Consider the following 13,830-nt stretch of genomic DNA (forward strand, 5'->3'; position numbering starts at 1 on the left):
AGCTCGCACCAGATGGGAAACGACTTGCATTGCCGACATAATCCCTGCTCACGCAGGTGAACGGACCGCGCGCGCCGATCCGCGAAGACCTCTCGGTGGAAACGGTGGAGAAGGCGTCGGGCTCGGCCGGGAGGCAGCGAACCGTCCGCACGCACCGGCCTCCCTTCCGCCAGGCTGCTCGTGCGAGTCGGCGCACGGCGGCCACGTCAACGGCCGTCGACCCCGGCGGGGCACACAACCGACCCAAACACTGGAGATTACGCGCGGCGGGAAGCCCCGCTCGATTACCTGACAGCCAGGCATTGCTATCCGCGGGTCTCAGGGTCACGCACCGGCGAGCGCGTTTGGTGACGGCCTCTCCGGCGCGGCCGTGGCGCGCCGGAGGCGATCGTACGTGCCGAAGACGGTCAGACGTTGAAGCGGAACTCCACTACGTCGCCGTCGCGCATCACGTAGTCCTTGCCCTCGATGCGGGCCTTGCCCGCGGACCTCGCCGCGGCCAGCGACCCTGCCTCGACCAGGTCGGCGAAGGAGGTGACCTCGGCCTTGATGAAGCCGCGCTGGAAGTCGGTGTGGATGACGCCCGCAGCCTCCGGGGCCGTGGCGCCCTTGCGGATGGTCCAGGCCCTGCTCTCCTTGGGACCGGCCGTGAGGTAGGTCTGCAGGCCGAGGGTCTCGAAGCCCACGCGGGCGAGCTGGGTCAGGCCGGACTCCTCCTGGCCGACCGACTGGAGCAGCTCCAGCGCCTCGTCGTCCGGCAGCTCGACCAGCTCGGACTCGATCTTCGCGTCCAGGAACACCGCCTCGGCCGGGGCCACCAGCTCCGACAGCCGGGCGCGCAGGGCCTCGTCGGTGAGCTCGTCCGCGTCGAGGTTGAAGACGTACAGGAACGGCTTGGCCGTCAGCAGGTGCAGCTCGCGCAGGTCGGCGAGGTCCATGCCCGAGGCGTAGAGGGTGGTGCCGCCGTCGAGGATCTTGGAGGCGGCCTCCGCCGCTTCGAGGACGCCCTTGCGGTCCTTGTTGAACTTCGACTCCTTGGCGAGCCTCGGCAGGGCCTTCTCGATCGTCTGGAGGTCGGCGAGTATGAGCTCGGTGTTGATCGTCTCGATGTCACGCCGGGGGGAGATCTCGCCGTCGACGTGGGTGACGTCGGGGTCGGTGAACACCCGGATCACCTGGCAGATCGCGTCGGTCTCACGGATGTTGGCCAGGAACTGGTTGCCTCGCCCCTGCCCCTCGGAGGCACCCTTGACCAGGCCCGCGATGTCGACGAACTCGACCTTCGCCGGGAGGATCTTGGCGGAACCGAAGATCTCGGCCAGCTTGCCCAGCCGGGAGTCGGGCACGCCGACGATCCCCACGTTGGGCTCGATGGTGGCGAACGGGTAGTTCGCCGCGAGAGCGTTGCCGCTCTTGGTCAACGCGTTGAAAAGCGTGGACTTGCCGACGTTGGGCAGGCCGACGATGCCGATGCTCAGGCTCACGTTCGCCGAGTTTACGGTGCCCCGGCCGTACGCCGGACACGCGCGGGGGCCGCGCGACTGGAATCATGCGGAAGGTGGACGTCATGGCACTCGCCTTCCAACTCGCCGTGGGGCTGGCCGCGGGGCTGGTCATCGGCTTCGTCCTCGGCCGGTCCCGGGCGACGGCCCGGGCATCCGAGGCCGAGGGCAGGGTCGCGCTGGCCGAGGCGAGGGCCCAGGCCGCCGAGGACAAGGTCGCCTACGTCGAGGAGCAGATGACCCGGCACTTCCAGTCGCTGTCCACGCGGGCCCTGGACGTCAACAACCTGCGCTTCCTCGAACTGGCCGAGAGCCGGTTCGCCGCCTCGCGCGCCGACGCCGCGGGCGACCTGGAGCAGCGCAGGCAGGCCGTCGAGAACCTCGTCGCCCCGCTGAGAGAGACCCTGGCCAAGGTGCAGGACCAGCTTCGCGACAGCGAGACGGGCAACCGCGTCGCCCAGGCCGAGCTGGGTAAGCAGATGGAGTTCGTGCGGCACAGCTCCGAGCAGCTCAAGACCCAGACGACCGCCCTGGTCAGGGCACTGCGGCGGCCGGAGGCGCGCGGGCGCTGGGGAGAGCTGCAGCTCCGCAGGGTCGCCGAGATCGCCGGCATGGCGAGGTTCTGCGACTTCGACGAGCAGGCGAGCGCGGTGACCTCCGACGGGGTCGTACGGCCCGACATGGTGGTTCGCCTCGCGGGCGGCAAGAACATCATCGTGGACTCCAAGGTGTCGCTCGCGGCCTACCTGGAGGCCGCGGAGGCCGGCGAGAGCGACATGCAGGAGGTGCGGCTCGACGCCCACGCCCGCCACGTGCGCGACCACGTCGACAGGCTGGCCGCCAAGGCGTACTGGCAGGCGTTCAGCCCGGCCCCCGAGTTCGTCGTGCTGTTCATCCCCGGGGAGGCGTTCCTGGCCCCCGCGCTGGAGCGCGACCCGGGCCTGCTCGAGTACGCCATGAACAAGCGGGTCCACATCGCCACCCCGACCACGCTGATCACCATGCTTCGCACCGCCCAGTACGCCTGGCAGCAGGAGGCGCTGAGCGAGAACACCCGCGCGGTCTTCGACCTCGGCAAGGAGCTGTACGAGCGGCTCGGCGCCATGGGCCGCAACGTCGACGCGGTGGGCAAGGCGCTGAGCCGGGCGGTCGTGGCGTACAACAAGACGGTCGGCTCGCTGGAGAGCCGCGTGCTGGTGAGCGCCCGCAAGCTGAACGACCTCGGCCTGGTGGACGGGCCGCTCCCCCAGCCGGACCTCGTCGAGGACCTGCCCAGGCGACCTTCCATGCCCGAACTGGTCGGCGAGGACCTCGATCGGGAGCCGCTCGGACAGGCGGGGGCAGAGACCCCGCAACCCCACGGTGAAGAGACGGCAAGCCCGTTCCCGGCCCCGCCTCTGAACGGTAAGTTGGCGCAAGACTTGTCGTAGGGCCAGCCTGCCGGCCGTGTGGCCGCCGACCAGGCTCGGAGGGGGCGACAGTGGTGACAAAGGAGCAAGCGCGACCGGGCGTCAGGCTGACCGCCCGGGGTGCCATGGCGCTCATTTTCGTGATCACGCTCCTGTCGGAGGTGACCGGGTCGACGGTGATCGTCGGCCTCGTCTTCTCCGTCGCCTGCCTGGCCGCCGTCTTCCTCGTCCAACCACGCGATCTGCTGTCCCTCGTGGTGACGCCCCCTCTGATCTTCTTCGTCGCCACCTTCGTCAGCGCCGTGCTCGGCGCGTTCGGGGCGCCGTCGATAGTGCAGGCGCTTGGCCTCGGCCTGGTCACGAAGCTGTCGGCGGCGGCGCCCTGGCTGTTCGGAGGCGCGGCGCTGGTGCTCGCCGCCGCATGGTTCCGCGGCCTTCCCGCGAACGTCAGCGAGCTCCGCGCCGACCTTCGCGCGAGCCGTCCCGCCGCCGCCTCCAAGCGAAGGCAGCCGGGCGACGACCAGGCCTTCGCTCCTGAGCCCGAGGGCTACTTCGAGCCTCGCGTGTACGGATCCCCGAGGGAGCAGAACGACTGAGCCCCGCGTCAGGCCGCCGACTCCCCCTCGATCTTGCCGTGCCGTCCGCGAACCGAGCGTGGAGCCGAAACATGGAGTTGCTGAGTCTGCTCTGGAAGAAACACCTGCTGGCGATCATCCGGGGCTGCGATCCCGAGGCGTCGTTCCGTACCGCCTGCGTGCTCGCGGAGGAGGGCGTCGACGTGATGGAGGTCTCGCTCACCGGCACCGACTCACTCGCGGTCGTCGGCAGGATCCACGCGGCGCTCGGTGACCGGGTCGTCCTCGGGGCGGGGACGGTCCTGACGCGGGACGATGCCGACGGCGCGCGGGAGGCGGGCGCCCGGTTCCTGGTGACCCCGGCCATGTGCGAGGGCGCGGCGCGCGGCGTCGAGCTCGGCATCCCGACCCTGATCGGGGCGTTGACGCCGACCGAGGTGTGGGCGGCCTCGGAGGCGGGCGCGACCGCGGTCAAGGTCTTCCCCGCCTCGGCGCACGGCCCCTCCTACATCGCCCGGCTGCGTGAGCCCTTCCCCCGCGTGCCGCTGATCCCGGTGGGGGGCGTGCGGGCCGACCAGGTGGCGGCCTACCTCGACGCGGGGGCGGTGGCCGTCGGCGTCGGCTCCCCGCTCATCGGCGACGCGGCCGACGGCGGCGACCCCGCGGCGCTGCGCGGGCGGGCCAGGCGCTTCCGCCGATCCCTGCCGTACGGCGAAGCCCTGCCGTGACCCCCGCAACTCAGGCGACGCCCCGTGACCGCCTCGGCCCCCGCAATTCAGGCGACCCCCGTGACCGCCTCGACCCCCGCTGCTCAGGCGACCCCGTGACCGCCGAGACCCCCGCGACTCCCCAGGTTCCGGACGGCCGCGCGGGCCAGGCGTCCGCGTGCGTGGCCGAGGTGGCCGTACGCCTGCGCGCCGAGCGGGCGCGGGTGATCGCCGTGGACGGGCCTTCCGGGTCCGGCAAGACGACGCTGGGCGGCGCGCTCGCGGTCGAGCTGGAGGCCGCCCTGGTGCACATGGATGACCTCTACCCCGGCTGGGACGGCCTGCGGGACGGCGTCGACCGGCTCGTGGAGTGGATCCTGCGCCCGCTGGCCGGCGGGACTCCCGCCCGCTGGCGGCGCTACGACTGGACGCTCGGGGCGTACGCCGAGTGGCGCGAGCTGCCCCCCTCGGACGTCGTGATCGTCGAGGGGGTCGGAGCCGGAGCGGTGGCCACGGCACCGTACCTGTCGTTCCTGGTCTGGACCGAGGCGCCGCTCGCCGTGCGGAAGGCGAGGGCGCTCAGCCGGGACGGCGAGGCCTACCGCCCGCACTGGGAGCGCTGGGCACGCCAGGAACGGGCCTACTTCGCCGCCGACGACGTGCGGGCGCGCGCCGACGCGGTCATCGACACCGGCCCCGAGGCGGGCCCGTGGCGCACGAGCGGCTGACCCTCGCGGGAGAGCCGGTGAGGGCGGTCTCGGCCACCGGCGAGACCAGCGCGCGGCGGGCCCGCGTCAGGCGGGTCCGCCTCAGGCTGGCCCGCGTCAGGCTGGCCCGCGTCAGGCAGGTCCGCGTCAGGCAGTCCGCGGGGACCCGGTCAGCGGGTGGCTGCTCGGAGGTCGCGGCGGAGCTCGTGGGGCAGGGCGAAGCGGACGCTCTCGGCCACCGACTCGACCTCCTCGACGTCGCCGAAGCCGTGCGCGGCCAGACGGGCCAGCACCGCCTCGACGAGCTCCTCGGGCACCGAGGCGCCGCTGGTCACGCCCACCGTGGTCACGCCGTCGAGCCACTCGTCCTTGATGAAGGAGGCGTTGTCGACGAGGTAGGAGGCGTCGGCCCCGGCGTCCTTCGCGACCTCGACGAGGCGCTTGGAGTTCGAGGAGTTGGTGGAGCCGACGACGATGACCAGCTGCGACTCGCGGGCGATCTCCTTGACCGCGATCTGGCGGTTCTGCGTGGCGTAGCAGATGTCGTCGCTCGGGGGGTCGATGAGATTGGGGAAGCGCTCCCTGAGCCGGGTGACCGTCTCGTTGGTCTCGTCGACCGACAGCGTGGTCTGGGAGAGCCAGACGAGCCGCTCGGGGTCGCGCACCTGGACGCCGTCGACTCCGTCGAGACCGTCGACGAGCTGGATGTTGTCGGGGGCCTCGCCCGCGGTGCCCTCGACCTCCTCGTGGCCCTCGTGGCCGATGAGCAGGATGTCGTAGTCGTTGGCGGCGAACCGCTTGGCCTCGTTGTGCACCTTGGTGACCAGCGGGCAGGTGGCGTCGATGGTCTTCAGCGACCGCCGGGCGGCCTCGTCGTGGACGGCGGGGGCGACGCCGTGGGCGGAGAAGACGACGATCGCGCCCTCGGGCACCTCGTCGGTCTCCTCGACGAAGATCGCGCCACGCTCCTCCAGCGTCTTGACGACGTGGGTGTTGTGGACGATCTGCTTGCGGACGTAGATTGGCGCGCCGTACCGCTCCAGAGCCTTCTCGACCGCCTGGACTGCGCGGTCGACGCCCGCGCAGTAACCGCGCGGCTTGGCCACCAGGACACGACGGGGCGTGGAGGTCTCCGGAATCATGTCCTCAATGCTATGCGCTCGTGGATTCCTTGCCAGCCTCATGCTCGGCATCCGTAAACACGCACCGTTTATCTGGTTTCCTATGCTTGAGGGAGTGTGCGACGGCCCTGTCCGTCCTCCCTTGTCCTCATGCGGCACAGTCCGGCGAGACTGGTCGTCCAATATCAGACCCTCTAGGGAGCCGGCATGTCAGTGACCGACATCGTCCGCACCATAGCCAAGACCGTCACCCATCCGCGCGAGTTGAAGGAGAAGGCCAAGGACCTGCCCCTCAACGTGCTGCAGACCGCGCTCACCGGGGTCGGCCAGGCCCTGATGCTGGGCGACCGCATCCGCACGGGCATCAAGCGGCTGCTGAGTGAGGACGACAGGGCGGCCTCCGAGGTGCGGGCGGCCGGTGGCCCGGCGTCGCCCGTCGTGGTCGGGGAGCGCGAGGAGAAGCCCGCCAGGCGCGAGCCGGTCATCTTCGCCCCCCGTCCGAGCACACCGGCTGACAGCCTGAACGGGTCCACGCCGAAGGCCGAGTCCACCGTGACCGTCCCGCCCACGGCGCCGGCCCCCCAGATGAGGCCCGCGCCGGCCGCGACCCCCGAGGCCACCCCGGCAGCGAAGCCCGAAGCCGCGACGACCCCCGAGGCCGCCCCGGCAGCGAAGCCTGAAGCCGCGACGAAGCCCGAAGCCGCTCCGGCCGCGAAGCCGGAAGCCGCCGCCGCGCCGAAGGCCGAGGCCGAGCCGGTGGCCAAGCCCAAGGCGGAGCCGGTCGCGAAGCCCAAGGCCGCCCCCGCGACGGCCAAGGCCAAGGCGGCCACCGCCGAGCCGAAGCCCCGTACGAGGAAGCCCAGGGCCGCGACGGGCAAGCCGGCCGACGCCGCCCACAACCGCACCGCGCCCGAGGCTGCGACCGCGCCGCAGAGCCCCGCCGCCGCGAGCACGCCGTCCGCGCCGTCAGCGGGCCCCGCGTCCTCCCCCGCCGGCACGACCTCGACGCTCGCCGAGCCCCTCCCCGGCTACTCCGGCCTCACCATGGCCTCGCTGCGCGCCCGGCTGCGGGGCAAGTCCGCCGACCAGATCAGGTCGCTCATCGAGTACGAGCGGAAGACCTCGGACAGGGACGACATCGTCCAGATGTACGCCAAGCGCCTCGCCAAGCTCGAAGCAGGGGAATAGCCCCGGATGGTTTGTAGGCTGCCCGCATGACGGCCAAGACCTCACCGGAGCAGCCACTGCCCATCCGCTCGGTGTTGCAGATGGTGGCGCAGTGGATCGGCAAGCTCGGCACCGTCTGGGCCGAGGGGCAGATCACCGACCTGTCCTCACGCGGCGGCACGGTGTTCCTCACGCTGCGCGATCCGGTCGCCAACGTGTCCGCCCGCGTCACCTGCCCCCGCAACGTGTACGAGGCGACGGTGCCCCGCCCGGTGGACGGCGCCCGAGTGGTCGTGCTGGTCAAGCCGGACTTCTGGGTGAACAGAGGCTCCTTCGCGTTCACCGCCCTCGAGATCCGCCCGGTGGGCATCGGCGAGCTGCTGGCCAGGCTGGAGCGGCTGCGCCAGATCATCGTCGCCGAGGGCCTCGGCAACGCCGATCGCAAGCGCCGGCTGCCGTTCCTGCCGGGCACGATCGGCCTGATCTGCGGGCGCGACTCGGCCGCTGAGCGCGACGTCCTGGAGAACGCCCGCCGCCGCTGGCCCGCCGTGCGGTTCAAGGTCGAGACCGTCGCCGTCCAGGGACCGTACGCCGTCGGCGAGGTCACCGACGCCCTCCACAGGCTCGACACCGACCGCGAGATCGACGTGATCATCATCGCCCGGGGCGGCGGCTCCCTGGAGGACCTGCTGCCGTTCTCCGACGAGTCGCTGGTGCGCGCCGTCTCGGCCTGCCGTACGCCGGTGGTCAGCGCCATCGGCCACGAGCAGGACAACCCGCTGCTCGACCTGGTGGCCGACGTCCGCGCCTCGACGCCGACGGACGCGGCGAAGAAGGTCGTCCCCGACGTCGGCGAGCAGCTCGTCCTGGTGCGCCAGCTGCGCGACCGGGGGCGGCGCGTGGTGGTCGGCCGGCTCGACCGCGAGGCCTCCTGGGTGGCGGCGGTACGCTCCCGGCCCTCGCTGGCCGACCCCGTCCGCGAGATCGAGCGCCGGGCGGAGCAGGCCGAGAGCCTTCGCGACCGGGCACGCCGCTGCCTGACGTCGTCGCTGGACCGCGCGGAGGACTCCCTGGAGCACCTGCGGGCCCGCCTGGTCACGCTGTCACCCGCCGCCACCCTCGAACGCGGCTACGCCATCGTGCAGCTTCCCTCCGGCGAGGTCGTGCGCCTGGCGTCGAGCTTGAGCGCCGGCGAGGAGCTGAGCGTGCGCTTCTCCGACGACCGCGTCGACGTCACGGTGGCGAAGCCCTCGGCCTGAGCGGGCGGACGCCGTGGCTGCCCATAAGGTGGGTGACGTGGCTGAGGAGAAAGCTGAGACCCCTTCGTACGAGCAGGCCCGCGAGGAGCTGACCGAGGTGGTTCGCCGCCTGGAGACGGGCGGCCTCACCCTGGAGCAGTCGATCGAGCTCTGGGAACGTGGCGAGAAGCTCGCCGCCATCTGCGAGGAGTGGCTGCAGGGAGCGCGGGTCAGGCTGGCGGCGGCGATGGCCCGCCGCGAGGAGCCGGGCGCCGAGCCGGAGAACGCCCCCTTCTAGCGGCCTTTCAGGACGGGATGGGGCTCGGCGTCGAGGTCTGGGTGGGCTCGATCGTGGAGCTCCCCCTGGGCTGGGCCTTCAGCGACCCGGCGAGCTGCGTGAGCTCGTCCCAGTCGGCGAGGCCGGTGACCACGATCGTGACGCCGGGCTGGAAGCTGACCAGCGAGCGCTGTTTCTTGTCCGGGCGGAAACGTTCCTGCCAGGTCTGCCCGTTGATCTGCCGGGTGCCGGTGACCTTGTCGCTGTTGGCGATGCGGTTGGCGAACTCCTGGCCGGGCTGGCCGCTCTGGGCCAGCAAGGCGTGCGAGCGCTTGGCCGTCGCGAATCCCAGCCGCCAGGTGACGTAGGGCTTCTGCTCGACGGTGGAGCTGTTCGGCACCCAGTTCGCGGGGACGGGCTCGGGCACCCGCACCTCGTACGGCGCGACGCGGCGCAGGTTCGCCAGGGTGATCGAGTAGTCGACCCTCGGGATGTGCTCTTCGCGGCTCTGCGGAGCGATCAGCAGGAAGACTCCGACGAGCGCCAGGCAGAAGAGCACGGCGAACGCGTATCCGTAGAAGCCTTCGGTGAATCGACGCACAACCAGCGACAATACCGGCCGGGGGCGGCGGCCTGGGACGCGCACCCGCCACCCGCGATCGCCCGTGCGGCCGGGCGCACGCGGGCGGCCACTCCACGGAGGCCGAGTTACGGGCGCCGGATCTGGCCGATGATCGTCAGGACGTCCTCGGCGAGCCTCCTGGAGGCGTGCACGTCGTCCGACAGCGTCACCTCGGACACGGCGGCGGCCAGCGCGCCCGTGACGACCACGACCAGGGCTCCCCTGTCGTCCTCGAACAGGGCGGCGTTGCGCCGCGCCCACTGGCGCATGCGGTCGCGCATGATCACCTCGAAGCCGGGGGGCCCGTCTCCGCGCAGGAACAGCGCGGCGAGCTCGCGCTCGTCGAAGCACCCTTCGAGGTACGCGCGGGCACCTGCGATGAACAGGCGCATCGGGTCGGACTCGCCCTCGGCGCGCGCCGCCTGGACGGCCTGCTTGGTGCGCTGGGTCTGGCGGTTCTGGAACTCGTCGAAGAGCGTGAGGTAGAGGTCGGCCTTGCCCGAGAAATGGTGGTAGAGGCTGCCGACGCTGGCCCCCGCACGGGAGACGACGTCGGTGACCCCGGCCTCGGCGAAGCCGCTTGTGACGAATGTCTCCCTGGCGGCGTCCAAGAGGGCACCGCGCGTGGCGGCGCCGCGTTCCGAGGTGCGCACAGTCACCGGTCGTTCCGTGTCGCTGCTCATGCAGGTGACAGTATCCCTCCGTCGGCCGCGGAAGTGAGACAACTACGATCGTTGGAGTCGGCTGTATTAGAAAGCGGGGAACCTGGTAGGTCCAGTACAGGGCGTCCCGGTCGCCGATCGCACGATATAGAGGGGCTTGTAACCATGTCGGAGCAGACGTCCGTACCACCCGCGCTGGCCACAGAAGAGCGCGCGCCCGATCGAAACCTGGCCCTTGAGCTGGTCCGCGTCACCGAGGCGGCGGCGATGGCCGCGGCGCGGTGGGTTGGCCGGGGCGACAAGAACGGCGCCGACGGATCGGCGGTCAACGCCATGCGCCAACTGATCAACACGGTGTCGATGGACGGCGTCGTGGTGATCGGCGAGGGCGAGAAGGACAACGCCCCGATGCTCTACAACGGCGAGCGCGTCGGCGACGGCAACGGCGCCGAGTGCGACGTGGCCGTGGACCCGATCGACGGCACCCGGCTGACCGCGCTCGGCATGCCCAACGCCATCTCCGTGATCGCGGTGAGCCCGCGCGGCGCGATGTACGACCCCTCGGCGGTCTTCTACATGGACAAGCTGGCGACCGGCCCCGAGGCGGCGGACGCGGTCGACATCGACGCTCCCGTGGCCGCGAACATCGCCGCCGTCGCCCGCGCCAAGGGATGCTCGCCGTCCGACGTCATGGTGGTCGTCCTCGACCGGCCCCGCCACGAGCGGCTCGTCAAGGAGATCCGCGAGACGGGGGCGCGCATCAAGTTCATCACCGACGGAGACGTGGCCGGCGCGATCATGGCGGCCCGCCCCTACACCGGCGTCGACCTCATGCTCGGCATCGGCGGCACCCCCGAGGGCATCATCGCGGCCTGCGCACTGAAGTGCCTGGGAGGCGTGATCCAGGGCAAGCTGTGGCCGCGAGACGACGACGAGCGCCGCCGCGCGCTGGACGCCGGGCACGACCTCGACCGCGTGCTGACCACCGACGACCTGGTGACCTCCGACGACGTGTTCTTCGCCGCCTCGGGCATCACCGACGGCGAGCTGATGGGCGGCGTCCGCTATCGCAGCGGGGCGGCGGTCACCCACTCGCTGGTCATGCGCGGCCGTTCCGGCACCGTGCGCAAGGTGGAGAGCGAGCACCAGCTGTGGAAGCTGCGGGCCTACAGCGCGATCAACTTCGACACCGCGACCTGAGCCGCGGACGGCGCCTCGAAGCGGACGACGGCCCTGTGCGGCGGACCTGCCTCGCTCAGGGCCTGCGGCGGGCCCAGCCGCGCCTCGGCGGCTTCGGGACCTTCGCCACGACGTTGCCCATCATGATCATGCCGGTGATCTCGATCACGGGTGCGTCGGGAGGGGCGAAGTCCGGCACCTTGTTCTTCTTCCCTCCGAGGACGGCCGACGCGGGGATGTCCACGCGAACGCCCTCCGGGACGATCAGGGTGAGCGTCGCGCCCACGACGGTGGCCTGCACGGTGATGTGGCTGCTCTGGAGCAGCGCGTCGCGCAGGTCGAGCGTGACGCCGGTGCCGACGGCCGTGACCGAGTAGTTCGAGGGCACCACCCAGCGGCCCGCGCGCTGCTCCGAGCGGAACAGCGCCATGACCGGCCGCCCGTCGGCGCGCAGCGGCTGGAGGTGCTCGGGCAGCAGGTCGGCGGTGACGGAGACCAGCTCGCCGAGGGTGCGGGCGCTGTAGACGGCCTCGACGCGCTCCTCGTGCTCCTCCTGGGTGAGCCTGCCGTCCGCCAGGGCGTCGCCCAGCACGGTGACCACGCGCTCACGATCGGAGTCGGACGCCCTCAGCTCCTGCGGTGCCGGGCCCTTCCGGTCGGACGCCACGCCGTTGAGCACGTCGGCCAGGAACTGCCTGAGGGCCGGCGCTCCCTGCCGGTTCCAGCGGTCGTTCCAGCGGTCGTAAGGCGCTCCGCGTCGGGCTTCCACGCCTCGACACTAACCCGCGGGACGACCCGTGACATACCCCTACCGCCATGACTTGGCGGAATACCACCAGGTACGAAGCACATCAGGACAGAAGATCCGTCAGAATTATCTGACTCGGCCGTTACGGCTGCCCCGCTTCACCGGAGGCCGCCGCGATGATCGCCGACCTGTGCGAGAAGGAGCCGACCGCTTGAGCTACCGGGACGATGCCGCTTTCTGGGCGTGCCCCCACGGGCAGGACGCCCGTCACGGCTGCGTCAGCTGCTATGAGGAGTCGGCCGACCCTGACCCCGATCTGCCCGTCTGGGACGTCGCCGTGTGGTTCACCTCCGACCAGCCGATCCCGGTCAAGGCCCTCCAGGACGTCCACCGCCACGGCCGCCAGTTCTTGCTCGACAAGCTGTCGGCTCCTCGCATCTACCTTCTGACCGGCCACGCGAACGCCGCAGGGGGCGGGCAGGCCGTCGCGGGGGTCATCGGCTTCCTGGTCCACAACCGCCACGTGGTGCACGCCTTCACCGTGCAGGACACCAGGGCGGTGCGCCTGTCACCGTCCCCGGACACCCCGTCCGGCGAGAGAGTCTGGCCCTAACCCTCCGCTCTGGGCCATTGACCGGTGTGGGCCGCGACCATACCCTGGCGAAACCTGAATTAGCCTCATGTTTCCCCCTCTGTCCCCCCTCGGAGGCCGTGGTGCCCACCCCACGTGACCGGCGCGCGCGCCTCGCCGCCTTCGCCGTCTTCTTCGTCCAGGGGCTGACGTTCGCCACCCTGCTCACCCAGGTCGCGGCCCTGCAGAAGAAGCACGGGCTCAGCGACGGCGAGCTGTCCATCCTGCTCCTGGTCGTGCCCGTGATCGCGGGCGCCGGCAGCGTTCTCGCGGGGGAGATCGCCAAGCGGTACGGCAGCAGGGTGGTGCTCCGGGTCGCCCAGCCCCTCGCCGGTCTCGCCGTCGTGCTCGCGGGGCTCGCGGCCGGCGTGCCCGAGCTGGTCGCCGCGAACGTGCTGTTCGGCCTGTGCCTCGGCGCGGTCGACGCGGGCATGAACATGCAGGCCGTCACGATCGAGCGGAGGTACGGCAGGGCGATCCTCACCGGGTTCCACGCGCTGTGGAGCGCCGCGGCGGTCGTCGGCGCGGTCTGGGCCTCGGCCGCCGGAGGCATGGGGCTCGGCCTTCCCGCGACCTTCGCCGTCGCCATGATCGCCGGTGTGGCCATCGCCGTGCTCGCCGGTCCGGCCCTGTGCGCCCCCGAGGAAGAACACGTGCGGCCGGCGGAAGCCGAATCCCGCACGCCCGCGCCCGCCGGCGGTGGATTCCCGTGGCGCCCGATCCTGCCGCTGTGCCTCGCGATGGCCTTCCTCTACGTCGGCGACGCGTCGATCTCCAACTTCGGGTCCGTCTACATGGACAAGATCATGCACGCGTCGGCGGCGGTCGTCCCACTGGCGCTCGGGGCCTACCAGGCGACGACCTTCGTGGTCAGGGCCGGTGGCGACCTGGCCGTGCGCAGGTACGGCCCGGCCGCGATCGTCCGCGTCGGGGGCGCGCTCGCCGCCCTGGGGTTCGCCGGCATCGTCGCCGCCCCGAACGAGCCCCTGGCCATCGTCGCCTTCGGCGTGACCGGGGTGGGCCTGTCGGTCGTGGCCCCCCAGTCGTTCTCCGCCGCCGGACGGCTCGACCCGGCCGGCACGGGCGTGGCCATCGCGCGCGTCAACATGTTCAACTACGTGGGCTTCATCGTCGGAGCGGCCCTGGTCGGCGGGATCGCGGACGCCGCGAACTACCAGGTGGCCTTCGCGGCCCCCCTCGTCCTCGCGGCGGCCATCATCCTCCTGGCCCGCGGCTTCCAGCCGTCACGATCTCTTCTGGCACCGCGGCCCAGCGAGGCCTGAGC

The 13,830-nt window shown here is 71.6% G+C and carries 15 protein-coding genes; 10 read left to right on the plus strand and 5 right to left on the minus strand.

Features of this window, described 5'->3' with window-relative positions; genetic code table 11:
- Positions 1 to 407: 407 nt before the first annotated feature.
- Positions 408 to 1,484: a redox-regulated ATPase YchF gene (gene ychF / locus ACOZ38_RS40950; protein WP_424536249.1), complete on the minus strand. Its 1,077-nt coding sequence runs from the start codon at positions 1,482 to 1,484 to the stop codon at positions 408 to 410.
- 83 nt (positions 1,485 to 1,567) lie between these two features.
- Between ychF and ACOZ38_RS40955 the strand changes: the two genes are divergently transcribed.
- The 4 genes from ACOZ38_RS40955 to ACOZ38_RS40970 all read left to right on the plus strand — a co-directional run bounded on the left by ACOZ38_RS40955 (position 1,568) and on the right by ACOZ38_RS40970 (position 4,921).
- Entirely contained in the window at positions 1,568 to 2,932 is a 1,365-nt protein-coding gene (locus ACOZ38_RS40955; RefSeq protein ID WP_424536250.1) for a DNA recombination protein RmuC, read from the plus strand.
- A gap of 104 nt (positions 2,933 to 3,036) precedes the next feature.
- Positions 3,037 to 3,507: a DUF6542 domain-containing protein gene (locus ACOZ38_RS40960; protein ID WP_424536251.1), complete on the plus strand. Its 471-nt coding sequence runs from the start codon at positions 3,037 to 3,039 to the stop codon at positions 3,505 to 3,507.
- 71 nt (positions 3,508 to 3,578) lie between these two features.
- Positions 3,579 to 4,214: a bifunctional 4-hydroxy-2-oxoglutarate aldolase/2-dehydro-3-deoxy-phosphogluconate aldolase gene (locus ACOZ38_RS40965; RefSeq protein ID WP_424536252.1), complete on the plus strand. Its 636-nt coding sequence runs from the start codon at positions 3,579 to 3,581 to the stop codon at positions 4,212 to 4,214.
- Positions 4,211 to 4,921: a hypothetical protein gene (locus tag ACOZ38_RS40970; protein ID WP_424536253.1), complete on the plus strand. Its 711-nt coding sequence runs from the start codon at positions 4,211 to 4,213 to the stop codon at positions 4,919 to 4,921. Before ACOZ38_RS40965 ends, ACOZ38_RS40970 begins: the two co-directional genes overlap by 4 nt.
- 149 nt (positions 4,922 to 5,070) lie before the next feature.
- On the opposite strand, the gene ACOZ38_RS40975 is transcribed toward ACOZ38_RS40970, so the two are convergent.
- Positions 5,071 to 6,042 carry a 4-hydroxy-3-methylbut-2-enyl diphosphate reductase gene (locus ACOZ38_RS40975; protein ID WP_424536254.1) on the minus strand — a complete coding sequence of 324 codons (972 nt, stop codon included), beginning with the start codon at positions 6,040 to 6,042 and terminating at the stop codon, positions 5,071 to 5,073.
- 186 nt (positions 6,043 to 6,228) lie between these two features.
- Here ACOZ38_RS40975 and ACOZ38_RS40980 point away from each other — a divergent pair, with 186 nt between their 5' ends.
- The 3 genes from ACOZ38_RS40980 to ACOZ38_RS40990 are packed head-to-tail and all read left to right on the plus strand — an operon-like array spanning position 6,229 to position 8,724.
- Positions 6,229 to 7,209, plus strand: coding sequence for a hypothetical protein (locus tag ACOZ38_RS40980; protein WP_424536255.1), 981 nt, complete (start codon positions 6,229 to 6,231; stop codon positions 7,207 to 7,209).
- A 26-nt stretch (positions 7,210 to 7,235) separates the two neighbouring features.
- Positions 7,236 to 8,447, plus strand: a complete 1,212-nt coding sequence (xseA, locus tag ACOZ38_RS40985) for an exodeoxyribonuclease VII large subunit (protein WP_405141703.1) — start codon at positions 7,236 to 7,238, stop codon at positions 8,445 to 8,447.
- Positions 8,448 to 8,484: 37 nt separating this feature from the next.
- A complete protein-coding gene (locus tag ACOZ38_RS40990; RefSeq protein WP_405141704.1) occupies positions 8,485 to 8,724 on the plus strand; it encodes an exodeoxyribonuclease VII small subunit in 240 nt (79 codons plus the stop codon).
- A gap of 7 nt (positions 8,725 to 8,731) precedes the next feature.
- Here ACOZ38_RS40990 and ACOZ38_RS40995 read toward each other — a convergent pair whose 3' ends face one another.
- Entirely contained in the window at positions 8,732 to 9,304 is a 573-nt protein-coding gene (locus ACOZ38_RS40995; RefSeq protein WP_424536256.1) for a DUF4245 domain-containing protein, read from the minus strand.
- 107 nt (positions 9,305 to 9,411) lie between these two features.
- Positions 9,412 to 10,008: a TetR/AcrR family transcriptional regulator gene (locus ACOZ38_RS41000; RefSeq protein WP_405141706.1), complete on the minus strand. Its 597-nt coding sequence runs from the start codon at positions 10,006 to 10,008 to the stop codon at positions 9,412 to 9,414.
- A 144-nt stretch (positions 10,009 to 10,152) separates the two neighbouring features.
- On the opposite strand from ACOZ38_RS41000, the gene glpX reads away from it, so the two are divergent.
- Positions 10,153 to 11,187 (plus strand): class II fructose-bisphosphatase, encoded by a 1,035-nt coding sequence (gene glpX, locus ACOZ38_RS41005; RefSeq protein WP_424536257.1) that lies wholly within the window; start codon positions 10,153 to 10,155, stop codon positions 11,185 to 11,187.
- A gap of 55 nt (positions 11,188 to 11,242) precedes the next feature.
- On the opposite strand, the gene ACOZ38_RS41010 is transcribed toward glpX, so the two are convergent.
- The gene (locus ACOZ38_RS41010) at positions 11,243 to 11,935 is read right to left on the minus strand and encodes a DUF1707 SHOCT-like domain-containing protein (protein ID WP_424536258.1); all 693 of its coding nucleotides are present in this window, start codon (positions 11,933 to 11,935) and stop codon (positions 11,243 to 11,245) included.
- A gap of 190 nt (positions 11,936 to 12,125) precedes the next feature.
- Between ACOZ38_RS41010 and ACOZ38_RS41015 the strand changes: the two genes are divergently transcribed.
- Positions 12,126 to 12,527 (plus strand): hypothetical protein, encoded by a 402-nt coding sequence (locus ACOZ38_RS41015; RefSeq protein WP_424536259.1) that lies wholly within the window; start codon positions 12,126 to 12,128, stop codon positions 12,525 to 12,527.
- Between the two features lie 101 nt (positions 12,528 to 12,628).
- A complete protein-coding gene (locus ACOZ38_RS41020) occupies positions 12,629 to 13,828 on the plus strand; it encodes an MFS transporter (protein WP_424536260.1) in 1,200 nt (399 codons plus the stop codon).
- Positions 13,829 to 13,830 lie beyond the last annotated feature (2 nt).

It is taken from the genome of Sphaerisporangium viridialbum (genome assembly GCF_049674955.1).
Lineage (GTDB): Bacteria > Actinomycetota > Actinomycetes > Streptosporangiales > Streptosporangiaceae > Sphaerisporangium > Sphaerisporangium viridialbum.

Bases quoted from the DNA above. Each gene is read 5' to 3' on its own strand.
- glpX (WP_424536257.1), top strand. From the start codon at position 10,153: ATGTCGGAGCAGACGTCCGTACCACCCGCGCTGGCCACAGAAGAGCGC.
- ACOZ38_RS41000 (WP_405141706.1), bottom strand. From the start codon at position 10,008: ATGAGCAGCGACACGGAACGACCGGTGACTGTGCGCACCTCGGAACGC.
- ACOZ38_RS40955 (WP_424536250.1), top strand. From the start codon at position 1,568: ATGGCACTCGCCTTCCAACTCGCCGTGGGGCTGGCCGCGGGGCTGGTC.
- ACOZ38_RS40975 (WP_424536254.1), bottom strand. From the start codon at position 6,042: ATGATTCCGGAGACCTCCACGCCCCGTCGTGTCCTGGTGGCCAAGCCG.
- ACOZ38_RS40980 (WP_424536255.1), top strand. From the start codon at position 6,229: ATGTCAGTGACCGACATCGTCCGCACCATAGCCAAGACCGTCACCCAT.
- ACOZ38_RS40960 (WP_424536251.1), top strand. From the start codon at position 3,037: ATGGCGCTCATTTTCGTGATCACGCTCCTGTCGGAGGTGACCGGGTCG.
- ACOZ38_RS40965 (WP_424536252.1), top strand. From the start codon at position 3,579: ATGGAGTTGCTGAGTCTGCTCTGGAAGAAACACCTGCTGGCGATCATC.
- xseA (WP_405141703.1), top strand. From the start codon at position 7,236: ATGACGGCCAAGACCTCACCGGAGCAGCCACTGCCCATCCGCTCGGTG.